A 19,410-nucleotide genomic window follows, 5' to 3' on the forward strand; every position below is an offset into this window, starting at 1 on the left:
ATCCCACGTGGTCGACATTTTGGCTCAACCCGATTCAATCCGGGTGCGCTAAAGCAATTGCGTTGAGGCGACCTGCATCTTCGGTAATTGACGACGTCATACGTCAATTCTGTTGCGTTGACAGCAAACTCGTGCCTTCCTAACGTCCGGGCCAAAGCTCGACGACGAAATGACATGGGGAGGCAGCTTGTGGCGCAACCGCTTCTGTCGTCTCCGCGCGCCACCGCGCCCTGGGCACGACCAGCCGTGGCGGTCGGCGACTTCATCGTCCTGGCCGGCGAGACGTTCGCCGCGATGCTGCGTCCGCCATATGCCTGGCGGGAACTGATCGAGCAGATCTGGTTCGTCGCCCGGGTCTCCGTCGTGCCCACCGTCGTACTGTCGATTCCGTACACGGTGCTGATCGTCTTCACCCTCAACATCGTGCTGATCGAGGTCGGCGCCGGTGACCTGTCGGGTGCCGGCGCCGCACTGGCGTCGGTGACGCAGGTGGGGCCGGTGGTCACCGCGATCGTGGTCGCCGGTGCCGGTTCGACCGCGATGTGTGCCGACCTGGGCGCACGGACCATCCGGGAAGAAATCGACGCCATGAAAGTCATTGGTGTCAAACCGATTCCGGCACTCGTCGTGCCCCGGGTCCTCGCCGCGACGTTCGTCGCGGCAATGCTGTATTCGATGGTGGCCGTCGTCGGCCTCGCAGGTAGCTACTTCTTCGTCGTCTACATCCAGCACGTCACCCCGGGCGCGTTCATCGCCGGGATGACGCTCCTGACGGGGCTGCCGCAGGTGATCGTCTCCCTGGTCAAGGCTTTGCTGTTCGGCCTGTCGGCCGGACTGATCGCCTGCTACAAGGGCCTGTCGGTCGGTGGTGGCCCGACGGCCGTCGGCAACGCGGTCAACGAGACCGTGGTCTTCTCCTTCATGGCGCTGTTCCTCATCAACATCCTGGCGACCGCGTTCGGCGTGAAAGTGGCGCCATGACAACCGATGTGGATGCCGACCGAACGTCCCAGATCGGCGAAATGGCAAACCAGGCGATCGCGGCGACCCGCCGACTGGGTAAGCAGACGGCCTTCTACGGCAGTGCCCTGGCCGCCACCGCGGACGCCGTCCGGCGCTACCCGGGCGAGGTGCTGCGGCTCATCGCGGTCATGGGCATGGGCACCGGGGCCCTCGCCGTCATCGGCGGCACCGTGGTCATCGTCGGGTTCCTCACGCTGTCTACCGGTGCGCTGATCGCCGTACAGGGCTACAACACGTTGTCCAACGTCGGTATCGAAGCGCTGACGGGTTTCCTAGGGGCCTTTCTCAACGTGCGCTTCATCGCCCCGGCGACGGCCGGGGTGGCACTCGCCGCCACGATCGGCGCGGGTGCGACGGCGCAACTCGGCGCCATGCGTATCAACGAGGAGATCGACGCCCTGGAAGTCATGGGGATCCGCGTGATCACGTACCTGGCCGCCACCCGGATCGTCGCCGGGGTGGTGGCGGTCGTCCCGATCTACACCGTCGCGGTGCTGATGTCCTTCCTGGCCACGCGATTCGGCACGACGATCATCTACGGCCAGTCGCGGGGCGTCTACGACCACTACTTCACGACCTTCCTGCACCCGAACGACCTGGCGTGGTCATTCTTCGAGGCGCTCGCCATGGCCGCCGCGGTGATGGCGGTGCACACCTACTACGGCTTCACGGCCACGGGCGGACCGGCCGGTGTCGGCGAGGCCGTCGGCCGCGCGGTGCGCACCTCGATCACCGCGGGGGTATTCATCCTGCTGACCATCACACTGTCCGTCTACGGACAGTCCGGCAACTTCCATCTGGCGGGCTGAACTCCGATGGCGAAGGGAGCGAACGGATCTCGGCGTGAGCAGATCGACCCGATCTGGTGGGCGCCGGTCTTGGTGATCCTGGTCGTCGCCATGACCGCGATGACGTGGCTGCTGTTCTCCGGATCCTTGCGGGGATTCGTACCGTTGACCTTGATCTCCGACCGTGCCGGCCTGGTGATGGAAGACGGCGCGAAGGTGAAACTCCGGGGTGTCCAGATCGGCGAGGTCGAATCGATCGGTAGTCGGACAGATACTGCGGGACATGTACTTTCGACGCTGAAGCTCCGGATGTACCCCGGACCGTTTGCACAGTTGCCCGGAAATGTCGAGGCGCAGATCCGGTCCAGCACCGCGTTCGGCGCCAAGTACGTCGAACTGAACGTACCCTCGAGCGGTCCCAGCGCGGGCCACCTCCGGTCAGGTGCGGTACTGCAGTCGCAGAACGTGACGGTCGAGGTCAACACCGTATTCGAGAACCTGCAGTCGGTGGTCCAGGTGATCGACCCGACGAAGCTCAACTCTGTGCTCTCGGCGGTGGCCGAGTCGTTGCGCGGCAAGGGCGACGTCATCGGCCAAGCCATCACCGACGCGAACCACGTTCTGCTCGAGGTGAATCCGCGCATGGACACCGTGCGCACGGACTGGCAGCTGTTCGGGCGGACCGCGCAGGCGTATTCGACCGCGGCACAGGACATCGTGTCCAGCCTGGATTCGTTCTCGACCACCGCCACCACGATCGCCCGCCAGTCGAAGGAGTTGGACGGCCTGTTGTTGTCGGCGGTCGGCTTCTCCCAGGCCGGCATCGACACCATCGGGACCAACGAGACCGCATTGGCCCGGTCGATGGAACTGCTGAGGCCGACCACCGCGCTGCTCGAGAAGTATTCGCCGACCTATACCTGCCTGTTCCAGGGCGCTCAGTGGTTCCTCGAACACGGTGGTCGATATGCCATGGGCGGCAACGGGAAATCGGTGATCATGGACGCCGCGCTGCTGGCCGGCGCCGACCCCTACCGGTTCCCCGACAACCTGCCCGTCGTCAATGCCAGCGGCGGGCCCGGTGGTAAGCCGAGCTGCGGTTCGCTGCCCGACGTCAGCAAGAACTTTCCGGTCAAATATCTGGTGACCGACACCGGCTTCGGTGACGGCCTGGACATGCGGCCCAACCCGGGTATCGGTTTCCCCGGTTTCGCCAACTACTTCCCGGTGACCAAACCGCAACCCGAACCGCCGCGGATTAGGTATCCGGGCGGCCCGGCACCGGGGCTGCCCGGTGTTGAGATGGGTGTCCCCCAACCCGAGCCGGGGGCACCGTGAGAAGCCGGATTCGCGGGATCGCCACCCGCGTCGTGATTTTCACCGTGGTGAGCCTGCTCTTCATGTTCGGGCTGCTGACGGTGTTCGGGCAGTTCCGTTTCGATTCGCGGGCTTCCTACCAGGCGGTGTTCAGCAACGTGTCGGGGCTCAAGGGCGGCAACTTCGTTCGCATCGCCGGCGTGGAGGTCGGGAAGGTCAAGAGCCTCAACCTGCACCGCGACGGCACCGTCACCATCGACTTCGCCATCGACAGAAACCTGACACTCACCGAAGGCACCACGGCGACCATCCGCTACGAGAACCTGATCGGCGATCGCTATCTGGCGCTCGAGGAGGGACCCGGGTCGGTGCGCAAACTCCTTCCGGGCCAGACCATTCCGTTGTCCCGGACGTCACCGGCACTGGATGTCGACGCGCTCATCGGCGGCTTCCGGCCACTGTTCCGTGCGCTCGATCCGGACCAGGTCAATGCGTTGAGCGGCGAACTGCTGAGGGTGTTCCAGGGGCAGGGCGGCACCATCTCCTCGGTGCTGGCCCAGACCTCGTCTCTGACAACAACGTTGGCCGGCCGGGACCAGCTCATCGGTGAGGTCATCACCAACCTCAACACCGTGCTGGGAACGTTCGCGGCGCGTGACACCCAGTTCGCCGATGGGCTGGACAAGCTCTCGCAACTCGTTCAGGGGCTGGCCGACCGCAAGTCCGACATCGCCACCGGCGTGGCGAACATCAACACCGCGGCGCGGTCGATCGCCGACCTGCTGACGGTGGCTCGCGAACCGATCAAACAGTTTGTGCAGCAGACGGACCGGGTCTCCGGCCAGATCATGGCCGACCATGACTACGTCGACGAACTGGTGCGGACGCTGCCCGACGCCTACCAGATTCTCTCGCGCAACGGACTGTACGGCGACTACTTCGGCTTCTACCTCTGCGACGCACTGCTCAAGCTCAACGGGAAGGGCGGCCAACCGGTGTACGTCAAAGTGGCCGGCCAGGATTCGGGGCGGTGCACACCGAGATGACGCGCATCAAGTGGAACATCAAGCCGCTGGCCGAACGAAACCGGTTGGCGGTGGGCGCGACCGGTATCGCGCTGATCGTCGCGATAGTCGTCGCCGCCTTCAGCTACGACAAGATCCCGTTCATCAAGGGGACGTCCGACTACCAGGCGTACTTCGCCGATGCGGGCGGTATCAAGACGGGCAGCGACGTGCGAGTGTCGGGCCTGGGTGTCGGGCGGGTCTCGGGAATCCATCTGGAGGGCGCCAAGGTTCGGGTGGATTTCACGGTGCGTGACGATGTCGAACTGGGCGACCGCACCGAGGCCGCCATCAAGACCGAGACGGTGCTGGGCACCAAGGTGCTGGAGCTGACGCCGCGCGGTGACCGAAACCTTAACGGCCCCATCCCGATCGAACGCACCACCTCGCCGTACGACCTGCCGGCGGCGTTGGGTGACCTGACGACCACCATCAGCGGCCTCGACACCACACAGCTGTCGTCGGCGCTCAAGACACTGGCGCAGACATTCCAGAACACCCCTCCCGACCTGAAGCTGGCGCTGGAGAGCGTGGCGCGATTCTCCGACACGCTCGGCACCCGCGACGCCAAGCTGCGGCAGCTGCTCGCCGACGCGAACAAGGTGACCTCGGTGCTGGCCAAGCGCAGCGACCAGATCGCGCAGCTGGTGGTCAACACCGACGCGTTACTGGGAGAGATTCTGTCGCAACGTAATTCGGTCGAGATGTTGATGACCAATGTCAGCGCCGCCACTGTCCAGCTGTCCGGTCTGGTCAACGACAACCGGACACAACTCAAGCCGGCCGTCGACAAGCTCAACGGCGTCCTCGGCATCCTCGACAACCGGAAGAAGGAGCTGCAGCGCACGCTGTACCTGTTGCGCCGGTACGCGATGTCGTTCGGCGAAGTGCTGGGTGCGGGACCGTTCTTCAAAGCGTCACTGGTCAACCTGTTCCCGGGGCAGTTCGATCAGCCGTTCGTCGACGCGGCGTTCTCCGACTTGGGCTTGGACCCCAACGTGCTGTTGCCGTCGCAGCTGACCGAGCCCGGCGCCGGTCAGCCGGGTACTCCGCCGCTGCCGTCGCCGTATCCCCGCACCGGCCAGGGCGGACCGCCGAATCTCACGCTGCCCGATGCGATCACCGGAAATCCTGGTGACCCGCGTTACCCCTATCGTGAGCCACTGCCCGCGCCGCCGCCCGGTGGTCCGGCGCCCGGACCTCCGGCGTTGGCTCCGGCCCCAGGTGAGGTGCCACCGCCGACGGTCCCGCATCCGACGCCGCTCCCGCCGTCGAACCATTCGCCCAGCGGTTCGCCCGGTGTGGTGTCAGATCCCGTTTCGCCCGTGGGAGGGAGCTGACCATGTCCACCCCCGAAACCACACCGCGCGTGGGTAGCCGCCGGGCGTGGCGCATCGCCATTGCGCTCACTCTGGTGGTCATCCTGGCGGTCGCGGCGACCGGACTGGCGCGGTCCTGGTGGGTTGCCGCCGTCCGCAGCACCTACGTCGCGTACTTCGCGAACACCAACGGCCTGTACACCGGCGACGACATCAGGATTCTGGGCGTCACCGTCGGCACGGTCGAGAAGATCGAACCGCAACCGCATGCCGCCAAGGTGACCTTCTCGGTGGACTCGCAATACGCGTTGCCCGCCGACGTCCGTGCGGCCATCTTGTCGCCGTCACTGGTCAGTGCGCGGGCCATCCAGTTGGTGCCCGCCTACACCAGCGGCCCCAAGCTTGCCGCGGGCTCCACCATCGCACTCGACCGCACCGTGGTGCCGGTGGAGTGGGACGATTTCCGGCAGCAGCTCGAGAAGCTGACCGACTCGCTGCAGCCGACCAGCCCCGGCGGTCCCAGTGCCGTCGGTGAATTCATCAACAGTGCCGCCGACAACCTGCGTGGCCAGGGCGACACCGCCCGCGACACCGTGATCAAACTGTCCCGCGCCATGTCGGCCCTCGGTGACCACAGCACCGACATCTTCAGTACTGTCCGCAACTTGCAGATGCTGGTGTCCGCGCTGTCGTCGAGCAGCGACCTGCTGGCGTCCTTCAACACCAACATGGCGTCCATCACGACCGCCCTGTCGAGCACACCGAACAACATCGCCGACGCGACGCGCAACCTGGATACCGCGGTAAAGGATCTGCGCGGCTTCATCGCGGAGAATCGCGAAGGGCTGGGTACCACCTTCGATCACCTCAACGCGATCACCACAGCGCTCAACGACAGCCGCACGGACCTCAAACAGGTCCTGCACATCACGCCGACGGTGTTCCAGAACTTCACCAACATCTACGACCCCGCGCAGAGCGCCATCACCGGCATCCTGGCACCGGTCAACTTCGCCGACACCGTGCAGTTCCTGTGCGGCGCAATCCAGTCCGCGGCGCGGCAGGGCTTCGAGCAGTCCGCCAAGCTGTGCGTGCAGTACCTGGCGCCGATCATCAAGAACCGGCAGTACAACTTCCTGCCGATCGGCGGCAACCCGTTCGTCGGCGCAACGGCCCGGCCCAACGAGGTCACATACAGCGAGCCGCGCCTGCGGCCGGGCGGAGCCGCGCCGCAGGAGAATCCGGCGCCGGCCCCGTCGGTCGGTTCAGCGCCGTCGCGGCGTCGACGGTCAAGCAGACCAAGGAGAGCCTCGTCGCCAACCTGCGAAGCATGGTGCCGGTGCTGCGGTCGCTGGCAGATTCGGGCCCGGCGCTGACGAAGGGACTGGACTTCCTGTCGACCTATCCGTGGGTGAAGAGCAATCTCGGCAACTGGTTTCGGGGCGACTTCGCCAACATCACGATGATCATCGATCTCACGCTGAGCCGGCTCGACAGCAGCCTGTTCACCGGCACCCGGTGGGAGGGCAACCTCACCGAGCTCGAAATGCAGTGGGGCCGCACGATCGGTCAGATGCCGAGCCCGTACACCGCGGGCAACCCCCTGATCGCTCCCTATCACTTCGGGGGGTACTGACATGCTGCGCCTGCGGTTGTCCCGGACCGTCTGGATCCAGCTCGCGATCCTCGGCGCCGTCACGGTGATCGCCTGCAGTGTCATGGCATTCGGCTTCGTGCACGTGCCGACGCTGCTCGGGTATGGCCGCTACACCGTGACAGTCGAGCTGCCCGAATCCGGCGGGCTGTACCCGACGTCGGTGGTCACCTACCGCGGCACCGAGATCGGGCGGGTCAAGGCTGTCGATGTCACGACGGGCGGGGTCCGCGCGGAGCTTAACCTCGACTCCTCGATCAAGGTGCCGGCCGACGTATCGGCTGCGGTGCACAGCCGCTCGGCCGTCGGTGAGCAGTTCGTCGAATTGATCCCTGCGGCAGGGCAATCCGACGCCGGCCCGACCCTGCGCGGCGGCGCGACCATCCCGGTGGCGAAGGTGCGGATTCCGCCGGATATCGGCAACCTGCTCGACGCGACCAACCGGGCGCTCGAAGCCATCCCGCAGGACAATCTGCGTACCGTCGTCGACGAAGCAGACAAAGCGGTCAGCGGACTCGGACCTGAGTTGTCGCGCATCGTCAACGGCTCCACGTCGTTGGCAATCGAGGCCGGTAAGACCGTCGGCCCCATCACGCAACTGATCGACCAGAGCACCCCGGTATTGAACTCCCAAGTGCAGACGGCGGATTCGATCGCCACGTGGGCGCAGCGGCTCGCGTCAATCACCGGCCAGTTCAAGGCCCAGGATGCGGCATTCGCCGAGCTGGTCAAGCTCGGCCAGCCGACCCTGGAGGAGGGGCGCGCCCTGTTCAACAGGTTCGCTCCCGCACTGCCGGTCCTGCTGGCCAACATGGTGAGCCTGGGCGAGATCGCGGTGGTCTATCGGCACGACATCGAACAACTGCTGGTGCTCTTCCCGCAGGGCACCGCGTTGATGTCGGCGATCGCGGTCGCCGACTCGGACCTCAAGACGCCCTATCGGGGCATCTATCTGGACTTCAAACTGAACATGAACCTGCCGCCCCCGTGCAACACCGGCTTCCTGCCGATCAAGCAGCAGCGGGTACCCACTGAGGTGGACTATCCCGAACGTCCCGCCGGTGAGCTGTACTGCCGGGTTCCGCAGGATTCCGACCTGAATGTCCGTGGCGTACGGAACATTCCGTGCGAGAACAATCCGGCCAAGCGCGCACCGACCGTGGAACTCTGCGAAAGCAATGAGCAGTACGTGCCCCTCAACGACGGATACGTCTGGAAAGGCGATCCCAACGCCACGCTGACGGGGCAAGGGGTACCGCAATACGCGCCGGGCGCCGATCCACGGCAGCAGCGCCCCAGTGGCGCACCTGGACCCGCGCCCCCGGCGCCCCCGGTGGCCTTGGTGCCCTATGACCCTGCGACCGGCGGGTACGTGGGGCCCGACGGGAAGCCGTACACCTGGCCGCCACCGAGAAAGGCAAGACATGGCAGAGCATGCTGACCCCGAGCAGTTAGACACCGTCGGCGAAGGCGGCGAGGATGCTGACGCGGGACGGAAACCGTCACTGCGGCAACGGTTGTCGCGCATCTCGCCGTTGGTCGCAGTCGGTCTAGCGCTGGTTGTCGCCGGCGGCGCCCTGGCGGGCTGGCTGGGTTTTCGCGCACACCAGTCCGAACAGGCGCAGGAACTGCGGAACCTGTACGTGCAGACCGCACGCCAGGCCGCGCTGAACCTGACCACGATCAGCTACACCGAGGCTGACACCGACATCCGCCGCATACTCGATTCGTCGACCGGCGCATTCCGCGACGACTTCCAGCGCCGGTCCGAGCCGTTCGTCGCGGTGGTCAAGCAGGCCCGATCGAAATCCGAGGGCACCGTCACCGAAGCCGGACTCGAATCGGTGAACGGTGATGGGGCACAGGTACTTCTCGCGGTGTCGGTGCGGACCTCGCTGGCCGAGGCGCCGGCCGGTCCACCACGGAACTGGCGCATGCGGATCAGCGTCGCCAAAGACGGCGCGAGCGCCAGGATCTCCAACGTCCAGTTCGTTTCATGAGCAGATCGGACGGTCACGGCAACATGAAGGACAGAGCATGACAGTCGATGTCGAAGAACGACCCGTCGCAGTCGACGAGGCCGAACCTGCTGAAGTGCCAAGTGAGTCACGCAAGCCATGGGCGCGGTGGGCCGGCCTGACACTGGCGGTCGCCACGATGCTCCTTGCTCTCGCCGCGGGGTACTTCAAGTGGCAGGACGATTCGGTGCGGCTCGCGCAAGCCGCGGCCACCGAGTCGGTACGGGCGGCCGGCGACGGTACCGTCGCCATGCTGTCCTACCGGCCGGAAACCGTTGATACCGAGCTCAAGTCGGCCGCCGACCGGCTGACCGGCAGCTTCCGGGGCGAGTACACCAAGCTGGTCGACACCGTCGTGGCACCCGGGGCCAAGCAGAAACACATCTCGGCGGTCGCGACCGTACCTGACGCCGCCTCGGTGTCGGCCACCGAAAACCATGCCGTGGTCCTGGTTTTCGTGAACCAGACCACCACCATCGGTGCGGACGCGCCCACCGCGTCGACCTCGACGGTGCGGGTGACTCTCGACAAGGTGCACGATCGATGGCTGATCTCGCAGTTCGACCCCGTGTGACGCGGGGCCTCCTGATGTTGCTCGCCGCACCGGTGGGACTCGGATGGGTAGTGCCGTCGGCCCACGCTGACCCGGTGACGTACGTGAACAGCGTCAACGTGCGGCCCGGTTTCAGCTTCCCCAGTGGCGATGCCGCCATCGCATACGGGCGCGGTGTGTGTGACAAGATCGCGGCGGGCCGCAGCTATGGGCAGATCATCGGCGATATCAAGGTCGAGGTGACCGGTGGCGACGAGGGCTTGGCCAATTACCTTGTCGGACAGGCTATCAACGAACTGTGCCCCGAACTGATCGGGCCGCTGCGTGATTCGGCGGCCAACTACCGGCCGGGGGCACCGTGAGGCCGCGGTTGGTCGGGGTGATCCTGGCGGTCGTCGGCGGCGGCGCCGCGCTGCCTGCGGTGGCCCATGCCGACAACACCCGCCTCAACAACAGCGTGATCGCCAACGTCTACACCATTCAGCATCAGGCCGGGTGCACCAATGATGTGGCAGTCAGCCCGCAGCTGCGGCTCGCCGCCGAGTGGCACGCGAACGACGTACTGAACAACCGCGACCTGGACGGCGATCTCGGTTCGGATGGGTCGACGCCACAGACGCGGGCGCAGGCAGCAGGCTTCCGGGGCAAGGTGTTTCAGACGGTGGCGATCAACCGCTCGATCGCCATCAACAACCTCGATGTACTCAACCAGTGGTACTACGACCCGCCGACGTACGCGATCATGGCCAACTGCGCCAACACGGTCATGGGCGTGTGGTCGGAGAACAGCTGGGACCGCTCGGTCGTCGTCGCGGTGTACGGACAGCCGGGCGCGTAGAGGCTTACCGTCTACACCAGCTCGCGCAGCTCCGCGATCAGCTTGACGCGGTCGGCGGTCGTCGCGCCCATCGGCACCACGTTGAGCACGGTGACTCCGGCTTCCCGGAATGCGGCCACCCGTTCCTTGACGAACTCGCGGCTGCCGATCAGTGAGATGTCCCGAACCAGTTCGTCGGGAACTACTTTCGCCGCGCCGTCCTTGTCACCGGCCAGGTACAGCTCTTGGATGCGGTCGGCCTCGGCGCCGTAGCCGTACTTGGTGGCCACGTTGTGATAGAAGTTCTTGCCCTTGGCGCCCATGCCACCGATGTACAGCGCGATGTGCGGCTTGATGAACTCGCGCATGCCCTCGACGTTGTCGCCGATGGCCAGTGCTGGTCCGGCGTAGATGTCCAGAGGCGGCAGTGTCGCGTCACGCTTGGCGTACCCGGCCGCCAGCGCGTCGCCCCAGACGTCCTTGGCCTTCTCCGGCATGTAGAAGATCGGCTGCCAGCCCTCGGCGATCTCTGCGGCCAGCTCGACGTTCTTCGGGCCGAGTGCGGCCAGCAGCACCGGGATGCGCTCGCGCACAGGGTGGTTGATGAGCTTGAGCGACTTACCGAGCCCGGTGCCCTGGCCCTCCGGGAGGGGGATGGTGTAGTGCTTGCCCTGGTAGGCGAGTCGCTCACGGCGCCACACCTGGCGGCAGATCTCGACGACCTCGCGGGTGCGGCCGATCGGGCTGTCGTAGGGGACGCCGTGGAAGCCTTCGATCACCTGCGGGCCGGAGGCGCCGAGACCCAGGATGTACCGGCCGTCGGACACGTAATCGAGGCCGGCGGCGGTCATCGCCGTCAGCGTGGGCGTGCGGGTGTAGAGCTGCAGGACGCCGGAGGCCAGTTCCACCCGCTCGGTGGCGGCGGCCAGATAGCCGAGTGCGCTGATGGCGTCGAAGGAGTACGCCTCCGGGACGAAAACGACGTCCAGGCCGGCCTTTTCGAGATCGGCGACCTCTGACACGACCTCTTTGAAACCGCCGGCATAGTTGATGCCGAGACCGATCTTCACGCTCACTGCTCCTTGGCGGCCAGGGCGGCGATGGCTTCGGCGGCCTCGGCCTGAATCTGCGGGAACTGGGCGGCCATGGCCTCGGACAGCGCGGTCGCGCCGGACAGTGGCCGGACCATGACCATGAAGTCGTCGATCAGACCCTCGTCGTTGACGTGGATGAAGTCGCAGCCCGTGATCCGCTTGCCGCCGACCGTGGTCTCGAAAACCAGTGCGTGGCTGTTGGTTTCGGGATCGTTGATCTCCCGGATGTAGCGGAAGTCCTCGAAGACCCGCAGCACGCCGCGCAGGATGGCGGCGGTGATGGGCTTGCCCGGGTAAGGCTTGAAGGCGACGGGACTGGTGAACACCACGTCGTCGGCCAGACAGGCGGCCATGGCCTCGCCGTCGGCGGCCTCGACGGCCTTGCGGAATGCCTGCATCGCAAACCTCGCATAGTCAATTTGTTGATTAGGTACCGGTGACGCTAGTCGGACAAACTCCGCATGTCTATATGTGACTAATCACTTTGTTGACTACTAGACTCCTGGGCATGGCTCTGCGTGACGCCGTCTTGGCGGCCCTGCTCGACAGTGAGGCCTCGGGATATGACCTGGCCAAGGGCTTCGACGCGTCCGTCGCCAACTTCTGGATGGCCACCCCGCAGCAGCTGTACCGCGAACTCGACCGCCTCGCGGCCGACGGGCTGATCGAGGCCCGTGTCGTCGAGCAGGAGCGGCGCCCCAACAAGCGGATGTTCACGCTGACCGATGCCGGACGGGAGGCGGTGCATGCCTTCACCGAGGCCACGCCGAAGCCATTGGCCATGCGCGACGACCTGCTGGTCCAGGTGTCGACCGTCGACAGCGGCAATGCCGCGGCGGTGTGCGCCGGCTTGCGGGACCGAATCCAGTGGACCACCAATCAACTCGAGCTCTACGAACGGATTCGCAGCCGCATACTGGGCGGCCGCAGCGAGGCGACGTTCCTGTCCGAGGCGGAGCGCGTGGGGCCCTACCTGACGCTGATGCGCGGCATCGCGTTCGAGCAGGAGAATCTGCGGTGGGCGCAACAGGCGCTGGAGGTAATCGAGCGGCGGCAGCCGCGGCGTTAGCATGAGGCATGCGCGTCTGGGAGATCGGTCCAGCGCAGGTCATGGTCGTCGGCACGTTCGGCGACCTGGAGATTCACCACCATCCGGCGGTGCAGATCGGTGTCGGCCTGATGGGTCCGCTGACGGTCCGAACAGACGGCGCGGCGCCCCGGAGCGGGCACGTCGTCGTCATCGCCAGCGGCGCCGGGCACGCGGTGCGGTCCGAGCCCACCGACGTCACGCTGGCGTTCTACCTGGCGCCGCACACGTGGCCCGGGACGGCGCTGCACACCCGGGCACTGAGCGAATCCGGTGATGGCATCTGGCTGCCCGAGGGCGGCCCGGCACTGGCGCAGAGAGTGGCGGACGCCTACGACGCCGACCCCGAGCTGGCCGCCGCCGCATTGATCGACCACCTCTGTGGCGACCCCCGAGAGCAACCCGGGCTGCATCCGCAGTTGAGGCAGGCGCTGGACCTGATCTACAGCGGCACAACCGAATCCGTCGACTTGGCATCCGTCGCCCACGAAGTCGCGGTGTCGCCGGACTACCTCGGCCGCCTGTGCCGGCAGCAGACCGGCGTGTCCTTCTCGGCAGCCACCCGGTGGGCCAGGCTGCTCTCCGGGTTGAAACATCTCGCCGGCGGCGAGCAGGTCACCGACGCCGCACATCTGGCCGGATTCGCCGACGGCTCCCACGCCAACCGGGTATGCCGTGAGATGACCGGCGCGGCGCCGTCCGAGATCGCCCGGGCGCTGCGGGATTCGACGGATCCGTCCAAGTACTGAGGGGGCAGGCGGTTCCATACTCGAAGGACACTACGAGGAGGAGACCGCAATGCCGGTGATGTCCAGAGTCGAGCGGGCCTTCTGCTGCGGCGCCATGTGGAGAACCACCACCCGTGCCGTCCTCGACATCCTGCCCACCGACCAGCTGGGAGAACGGCTGCTCGAGATCGGTTCCGGGAGTGGGGCAATCGCGGAAGGGCTGTCGTCGGCGCGTCCCGGGTTGTCGATCACCGCGACCGACCTGGACCCGGTGATGGTCGACGCCGCGGCGCGGAGGCTGGAGGACAACCCGGACGTCACCGTGCAGGGCGCCGATGCGACCCGCCTGCCGTTCGACGACGGCGCGTTCGATTCGGTGGTCAGCTGCCTGATGCTGCACCACGTCATCGAATGGGAGGCCGCGGTCGCCGAGATCGCCCGGGTGCTCAAGCCCGGCGGCGTGTTCGTCGGTTACGACCTGACGCGGACACCGGTGGCCACGGCGGTGCACCGGGTGGACCGGTCGCCGTTCCGGCTGGTGAACCCCGATGAGCTGGCGGCCGAAGGACGGCGCCACGGGCTCCAGGTAGACACGGCTACGAAGATGTTCGGGCACGTGATGCAGTTCAGTGCGATCAGCGGGTCCGCCGACAGGCCTTGAAAGCCAACCGCTGTCGACGCTACGGTCAATTAGCGTTCGACGAGGAGGCGGCATGGCAGACGACTCGGCTGTGGGCGTACGTCCGAATTGGGTGGGTGACGAGCTCTTTCCCTTCCAGAGCCGGTTTGTCGAACTGGACGGGCACGTAATTCATTACGTCGACGAGGGGTCCGGGCCCGTCCTGCTGATGCTGCACGGAAACCCCACATGGTCGTTCATGTATCGCCAGGTCATCATGTCTTTGCGGGATCGATTCCGCTGCATAGCCTTTGATCATCCGGGATTCGGTCTGTCCACCGCCGCAGCCGGATACGGTCACATGCCGGACGATCACGCCGCAGTGGCGGTGGCGTTCCTGGACCACCTGGGACTGTCGGACCTGACGCTGCTGCTGCACGACTGGGGCGGACCTATCGGGCTGCGTGCCGCGGAACAACGGCCAGAGCTGTTCTCCCGACTGGTGATAGCCAATACCTGGGGCTGGCCTCTCAACGGCGACTTCCGCGTCGAGCTGGCGGCTCGGCTGATCGGCGGACCGGTAGGACGCGAGCTGACCCGGCGTTCACATCACGCGCTGAGCATGATGATGCAGGCGGGGCACCGCCGCCGGCGGCTCTCGCCGGAAGAGTTGACACACTACTGCAACGCGCTGCCATCGGCACGGCGGCGCCAGGCCGCCGCAGTCCTCCCGGAGGCGATCATCGGACGCCGGGACTTCTTCGCCACGGTAGAGCGGAATCTGATTGTCCTCGAACATCTTCCGGTGCTGATCATCTGGGCGGACGCGGATGTCGCGTTGGGTGACAAGGAGCGACGCCGGTGGGAGTCGACTTTCCCGGACCACAGCACCGTCGTCCTGCATGGCGCCGGTCATTTTGTGCCGTCGGATGCGCCGGATGAGTACAGTGCCGCAGTTGCCGGCTGGTACAACGCACCACGCCCGTGAGTCAGCCGAGATGAAGGAGAGATGCATGCGCGGTCTGGTGAGCTGTGGAGCGGTGGTCGCGGTGGCGGTGCTGGCCGCGGGCTGTGGTGGCGGGTCGACGCAGTCCAGCCCCGCCACGTCAGCCGCGAAGCCGCCGACCTCGACGGCACCACCTCCGCCGGCGATCGTCGCCCCCGCGCAGTTGAAGCCGGGACAGTACCCGACCAAACCGCATGAGCCTTATGGCACCGCGGGCGCCCCGGCGGCCGGGGCGCGGCTCGAAGCACAACAGCTGGCCGGCTACGTGGTGGGGCCCTGGCAGGTCGACAGCACACTCACCGAGCCTTATCTGTCAACATATTTCGTCATCGACGAGCCGGGCTTGCTGGCTCAGTTCGGTCCAGAGAGCATCGCGACCGCGGCCGGCAGGCACAAGTTCATCGATGGGTTCGTCTCGGCGCGTGAGTCTGCGACCAAGACCGTGCTGATCAACGGCGTGCTGCGCTTTGCCTCGCCCGAGGACGCCGGCGCCGCGGCCGGCGAGATGAACGCTGATGCGCTTCAGCTCAACATCCGCGGCGCGGTGCCGAAAACCGTTGCCATTCCCGATCATCCGGATGCGCTGGCGTCGACGTACGACGTCGATTCCCGCGGCACGAAGTTGACCACCGTGCGGTCCTTCACCGCGCACGGTCCCTATGTCCTGACGCAATTGGCACAGTCAACGGCCGGTCTTGATCCAGCCATCGCGTTGGTGACCAAGGCGATCGGCGCGCAGGCCGCCGCGATCGAGCCGTTCAAACCCGCGGCGGAACTGCCGGCCGTGCCGATCGATCCGACGGGCCTGCTGGCGTTGACGCTGCAGACCGACGCGCCGCGCAATTCACAGAACGCCGTCTACTCGGGCACCGGGGCCCTGCACTTCCAGAGCAACCCGGTCACCTCGAGCAAGGTGTTCCAGGACAACGGCGTGACGGCGTTCGCCCGTGGAAAGACCAGCGTGTATCGGGCCAAGGACCCGGCGTCTGCGGTCAACGTGGCGAACACCTTCGGCAAGGAGGTGTCGGTCGACGGCACCGAGACCGCCGATCCGGTGCCGGCCCTGACGCTGAGCCGCTGCATCCTGCTGGCCAATCCGAAGCAGTTCTACTGTGTCGCGCCGGCGGGTGACTACGCCATCGAGGCACGTGGCCCCGAGTTGAAGGACGTGCACGAACAGGTTGCCGCCCAATACATCCTGTTGACGGCTAAGCCTTAGCGGAGCCGTTCAACGAGAGGCCCGTGGCCGACTGCAGCAGGCAGATGACGGTGCTGGGCAGCGGCGTGTGTCCGGTGCGGTCCATGTTCGAATCGATCAGGTAGGTCGAGGTGTACCGGCTGTCCTGGCCGGCGTACTGCGTCAGGCCCGCCGCGCACCGCTGATCGGCGACACCGGCGATGGCGTCGTTGACCGCGACGTTGGCGCGCAGGAACACCTCGGCGATGTGCGGGGCGGAGCAGTCCACCAGTGTCACTTCGACGACGCTCGGGTCGGTGGGCGGCGGTGTGCTCAGGCAGTCGCCGACTTGCAGGTCGACCCACTTGGCCTGGCGCGCATTCGGTTTCATCGGCACGATCGGGACCGGCGAAGGGAGCTGGGCTGTCGTGGTCGTGGGCGGCGATGCGCTCGAAGTGCTCGACGACGGCGTCGCTGATGTGTTCGAACCGCAGGCCGCGAGCAGCGACATTGCCGCGACCTGCCACACGATCCGGCGCGGGCGAACGGTCATGGCGGCCATGGTAGTGCTTCGGGCGCCGGTGCCGGGGCGGGAACTCGATGGTCGCCGGCCGGGAAGAACAGCCCGGTGCGCGGCGGACGGTTACCATCGCCATACCAGCGACCCCAGGGAGGCCGGGATGCCCGAATACACCGTCGGTGACTACCTACTGGACCGGCTCGCCGAACTGGGTGTCACCGAGATTTTCGGTGTGCCAGGCGATTTCAACCTGGAACTGCTCGACCATGTGATCGCCCACCGGGATATCCGGTGGGTCGGCAGTGCCAACGAACTCAACGCCGGGTACGCCGCCGACGGCTACGGCAGGCTGCGCGGCATGGCGGCGCTCATCACCACATTCGGTGTCGGTGAGCTATCGACGGCCAATGCGATCGCGGGCAGCTATGCCGAGCATGTCCCGGTGGTGCACATCGTCGGCACGCCGTCGATCGACGTGCAAGGCTCGCGCCGGGTGATCCATCACTCGCTCGGCGACGGCGACTTCGACCACTTCCTGCGCATCGCCCGCGAAATCACCTGCGCACAGGCCAAACTCGTGCCGGCAACAGCCACGCGCGAGATCGACCGGGTCCTGTCGGAGGTGCACGAGCGCAAGCTGCCCGGTTACCTGATGCTGGCCACCGACGTCGCCCGGTTCCCGGTCGAACCACCGACCGGGCCCCTGCCGCGGTACACCAGCGGCACGAGCCCGCGGGCGCTCTCGCTGTTCACCGTGGCCGCCGCCCGTCTCATCGGCGAGCATCAGCTGACGGTGCTGGCTGACCTGCTGGTGCACCGACTGGAAGCCGTCCCGCAGCTCGAGGCACTGCTGGCGGCCGACGTCGTGCCGCACGCCACGCTGATGTGGGGCAAGAGCCTGGTCGACGAATCCGCGCCGGAGTTCCTCGGCATCTACGCCGGCACCTCCAGTCAGGAGTCGGTTCGGCGGGCCATCGAAGACGCCCCGGTGCTCCTCACCGCCGGCGTGCAGTTCACCGACATGGTGAGCGCGTCGTTCACGCAGCAGATCGATCCCGCGCGGACCATCGACATCGGGCCCAACCAGAGCACCGTGGCCGGGGAAGTCTTTGCGCCACTGGACATGTCGGCCGCGCTCGAGGCGATCACCGGCATCCTGAAGTCCCGGCCCACCAGGTCGCCCGCCGTACCGCAGCCGGTGCCCGACGCGCCAGACCCGGTCCTCGAACCGGATCAGCCGCTCACCCAGAAGGCCTTGTGGGACAAGGTCTGTGGTGCTCTCACGCCGGGCAATGTGGTGCTGGCCGAGCAGGGCACGTCGTACTACGGCATGGCCCGGCACCGGCTGCCCAGCGGTGTGGCGTTCATCGGCCAGCCGTTGTGGGCTTCCATCGGCTATACGCTGCCGGCCGCACTCGGTGCGGGTCTGGCGGAGCCGGACCGTCGTCCGGTGTTGCTCATCGGCGATGGCGCCGCGCAGCTGACGATCCAGGAACTCGGCCAGTTCGGCCGCGAGGGCGTGCCCGCCGTGGTGATCCTGGTGAACAACGACGGCTACACCGTCGAACGCGCGATCCACGGTCCCACCGCGCCGTACAACGACATCGTGAGCTGGCAGTGGCGCGACATCCCGGCGGCCCTGGGTATCCGGAACCCGTTGTCGCACAGGGCGACAACCTGCGGCGAATTGGACGCGGCACTGGCCGACGCGGCCGCCCATCCAGACGATCTGGTCTTCATCGAAGCCGTGGTGACCGAATTGGACGTGCCGCCGCTACTGGAGGAACTCGCCGCGGCCATCGCGAAGGCCAACAAGGCGGCCGGTAACTGAAGCGCGGGTTGTCGCGTTACCGCGGACGCGCCTTGTCCGGACCCAGATAGGCGTCGGCCCAGGCGCCGATGATCCGTCCCGCACGCTTGGCCTGTCCCGGCCCGGTGAGCAGGTGTTCGGTGCCCTCCAGCGAGACGAAGCTGCGCGGGTGGCGGGCCGTCCGGAAGATCTCACTCGCGTTCTCGATGCCCACGGTGTTGTCGGTGGGGGAGTGCAGGATCAACAGCGGCAGGTGCAGGTCCTTGATCTTGGCGTGCAGCTTGGCCGCGCGGACGTCCTCCACGAAGTCGCGCTTGAGGGTCAGTTCGCGGCCGCCGACCATCCACTGCGCACTGCCGTTCGCGAGCACGCAGTCGAGGATGTCGTCGTACTGCTTCTCGACGTGCGACGGGTCGATGGGCGCAGCGACCGTCGCCACCGCGCGCACCCCGGGTGCCTGCCGCGCCGCGGCGAGTACCGACGCCCCGCCGAACGAGTGGCCCACCAACAGGGCCGACGGCGTGCCGCGGTCGGACATGAACTTGCACGCTTCGATGACGTCGTTGGTCTTGTGGGTGAAGGACCCGTCGCCCCAGTGGCCGTCCGAATCACCCAGCCCGATGGCGTCGAAGCGGAGCATCCCGATGCCATCGGAGGCCAGTTGCTTGCAGATGCGCGCCGCGGCAGGGGAGTCCTTGCCGAGTGTGAAGCCATGTGAGAAGACGCCCCAGCCGCGCGGGGTGCCCTCGGGGAGGTCGATGATCCCGGCGAGCATGGGGCCGGTGGAACTCTGGAACTTGACGCGTTCAGCCACGG

At 66.5% G+C, this 19,410-nt stretch carries 21 protein-coding genes and 1 pseudogene; 18 read left to right on the forward strand and 4 right to left on the reverse strand.

Annotated elements, in window-relative coordinates; translation table 11 throughout:
- The first annotated feature begins 174 nt into the window (after positions 1-174).
- The 12 genes and pseudogenes from G6N46_RS18925 to G6N46_RS18980 all read left to right on the forward strand — a co-directional run bounded on the left by G6N46_RS18925 (position 175) and on the right by G6N46_RS18980 (position 10,574).
- On the forward strand, positions 175-981 hold the full coding sequence (locus G6N46_RS18925; protein ID WP_138251196.1) for an MlaE family ABC transporter permease: 807 nt from the start codon (positions 175-177) through the stop codon (positions 979-981).
- Positions 978-1,832, forward strand: a complete 855-nt coding sequence (locus G6N46_RS18930; RefSeq protein WP_456093945.1) for an ABC transporter permease — start codon at positions 978-980, stop codon at positions 1,830-1,832. The genes G6N46_RS18925 and G6N46_RS18930 overlap by 4 nt, the downstream gene beginning before the upstream one ends.
- A 6-nt stretch (positions 1,833-1,838) precedes the next feature.
- Complete coding sequence (locus G6N46_RS18935; RefSeq protein ID WP_138251195.1) at positions 1,839-3,149, forward strand: MCE family protein; 1,311 nt, start codon at positions 1,839-1,841, stop codon at positions 3,147-3,149.
- Complete coding sequence (locus G6N46_RS18940) at positions 3,146-4,174, forward strand: MCE family protein (protein ID WP_167526416.1); 1,029 nt, start codon at positions 3,146-3,148, stop codon at positions 4,172-4,174. The genes G6N46_RS18935 and G6N46_RS18940 overlap by 4 nt, the downstream gene beginning before the upstream one ends.
- The gene (locus G6N46_RS18945) at positions 4,171-5,532 is read left to right on the forward strand and encodes an MCE family protein (RefSeq protein WP_138251194.1); all 1,362 of its coding nucleotides are present in this window, start codon (positions 4,171-4,173) and stop codon (positions 5,530-5,532) included. The genes G6N46_RS18940 and G6N46_RS18945 overlap by 4 nt, the downstream gene beginning before the upstream one ends.
- Before the next feature lie 2 nt (positions 5,533-5,534).
- On the forward strand, positions 5,535-6,887 hold the full coding sequence (locus G6N46_RS18950; protein ID WP_234880826.1) for an MCE family protein: 1,353 nt from the start codon (positions 5,535-5,537) through the stop codon (positions 6,885-6,887).
- Positions 6,842-7,147 (forward strand): hypothetical protein, encoded by a 306-nt coding sequence (locus G6N46_RS18955; protein ID WP_234880825.1) that lies wholly within the window; start codon positions 6,842-6,844, stop codon positions 7,145-7,147. The genes G6N46_RS18950 and G6N46_RS18955 overlap by 46 nt, the downstream gene beginning before the upstream one ends.
- 1 nt (position 7,148) lies before the next feature.
- Positions 7,149-8,620: pseudogene (locus tag G6N46_RS18960) on the forward strand (MCE family protein).
- Positions 8,590-9,165 carry an Rv1363c family protein gene (locus G6N46_RS18965; protein WP_138251193.1) on the forward strand — a complete coding sequence of 192 codons (576 nt, stop codon included), beginning with the start codon at positions 8,590-8,592 and terminating at the stop codon, positions 9,163-9,165. The pseudogene G6N46_RS18960 and the gene G6N46_RS18965 overlap by 31 nt, the downstream one beginning before the upstream one ends.
- A 37-nt stretch (positions 9,166-9,202) precedes the next feature.
- Positions 9,203-9,757, forward strand: coding sequence for an Rv1363c family protein (locus tag G6N46_RS18970; RefSeq protein WP_138251192.1), 555 nt, complete (start codon positions 9,203-9,205; stop codon positions 9,755-9,757).
- Between the two features lie 74 nt (positions 9,758-9,831).
- Positions 9,832-10,098 (forward strand): DUF732 domain-containing protein, encoded by a 267-nt coding sequence (locus G6N46_RS18975; protein ID WP_234880824.1) that lies wholly within the window; start codon positions 9,832-9,834, stop codon positions 10,096-10,098.
- Positions 10,095-10,574, forward strand: coding sequence for a CAP domain-containing protein (locus G6N46_RS18980; protein ID WP_138251191.1), 480 nt, complete (start codon positions 10,095-10,097; stop codon positions 10,572-10,574). The genes G6N46_RS18975 and G6N46_RS18980 overlap by 4 nt, the downstream gene beginning before the upstream one ends.
- 11 nt (positions 10,575-10,585) lie before the next feature.
- On the opposite strand, the gene G6N46_RS18985 is transcribed toward G6N46_RS18980, so the two are convergent.
- Both G6N46_RS18985 and G6N46_RS18990 read right to left on the reverse strand, forming a co-directional pair.
- Entirely contained in the window at positions 10,586-11,623 is a 1,038-nt protein-coding gene (locus tag G6N46_RS18985) for an LLM class F420-dependent oxidoreductase (protein ID WP_138251190.1), read from the reverse strand.
- A 2-nt stretch (positions 11,624-11,625) separates the two neighbouring features.
- Entirely contained in the window at positions 11,626-12,045 is a 420-nt protein-coding gene (locus G6N46_RS18990; protein ID WP_174814068.1) for a nuclear transport factor 2 family protein, read from the reverse strand.
- 110 nt (positions 12,046-12,155) lie between these two features.
- Between G6N46_RS18990 and G6N46_RS18995 the strand changes: the two genes are divergently transcribed.
- The 5 genes from G6N46_RS18995 (at position 12,156) to G6N46_RS19015 (ending at position 16,306) form a co-directional block, all read left to right on the forward strand.
- Positions 12,156-12,716 carry a PadR family transcriptional regulator gene (locus G6N46_RS18995; protein WP_138251188.1) on the forward strand — a complete coding sequence of 187 codons (561 nt, stop codon included), beginning with the start codon at positions 12,156-12,158 and terminating at the stop codon, positions 12,714-12,716.
- A gap of 8 nt (positions 12,717-12,724) precedes the next feature.
- Complete coding sequence (locus G6N46_RS19000; RefSeq protein ID WP_138251187.1) at positions 12,725-13,483, forward strand: helix-turn-helix domain-containing protein; 759 nt, start codon at positions 12,725-12,727, stop codon at positions 13,481-13,483.
- 49 nt (positions 13,484-13,532) lie between these two features.
- Positions 13,533-14,123, forward strand: coding sequence for a class I SAM-dependent methyltransferase (locus tag G6N46_RS19005; RefSeq protein WP_138251186.1), 591 nt, complete (start codon positions 13,533-13,535; stop codon positions 14,121-14,123).
- 91 nt (positions 14,124-14,214) lie between these two features.
- Positions 14,215-15,069, forward strand: a complete 855-nt coding sequence (locus G6N46_RS19010) for an alpha/beta fold hydrolase (RefSeq protein ID WP_234880822.1) — start codon at positions 14,215-14,217, stop codon at positions 15,067-15,069.
- 25 nt (positions 15,070-15,094) lie between these two features.
- Positions 15,095-16,306 carry a DUF7373 family lipoprotein gene (locus G6N46_RS19015; RefSeq protein ID WP_138251184.1) on the forward strand — a complete coding sequence of 404 codons (1,212 nt, stop codon included), beginning with the start codon at positions 15,095-15,097 and terminating at the stop codon, positions 16,304-16,306.
- Here the strand turns inward: G6N46_RS19015 and G6N46_RS19020 are convergent.
- A complete protein-coding gene (locus G6N46_RS19020) occupies positions 16,296-16,817 on the reverse strand; it encodes a septum formation family protein (RefSeq protein WP_234880821.1) in 522 nt (173 codons plus the stop codon). The genes G6N46_RS19015 and G6N46_RS19020 overlap by 11 nt on opposite strands.
- A 127-nt stretch (positions 16,818-16,944) precedes the next feature.
- Between G6N46_RS19020 and G6N46_RS19025 the strand changes: the two genes are divergently transcribed.
- On the forward strand, positions 16,945-18,615 hold the full coding sequence (locus G6N46_RS19025) for an alpha-keto acid decarboxylase family protein (protein WP_138251183.1): 1,671 nt from the start codon (positions 16,945-16,947) through the stop codon (positions 18,613-18,615).
- Between the two features lie 16 nt (positions 18,616-18,631).
- Here the strand turns inward: G6N46_RS19025 and G6N46_RS19030 are convergent, their stop codons facing one another.
- On the reverse strand, positions 18,632-19,408 hold the full coding sequence (locus tag G6N46_RS19030) for an alpha/beta hydrolase family protein (RefSeq protein WP_061003773.1): 777 nt from the start codon (positions 19,406-19,408) through the stop codon (positions 18,632-18,634).
- Positions 19,409-19,410 lie beyond the last annotated feature (2 nt).

It is taken from the genome of Mycolicibacterium phocaicum, assembly GCF_010731115.1.
Lineage (GTDB): Bacteria > Actinomycetota > Actinomycetes > Mycobacteriales > Mycobacteriaceae > Mycobacterium > Mycobacterium phocaicum.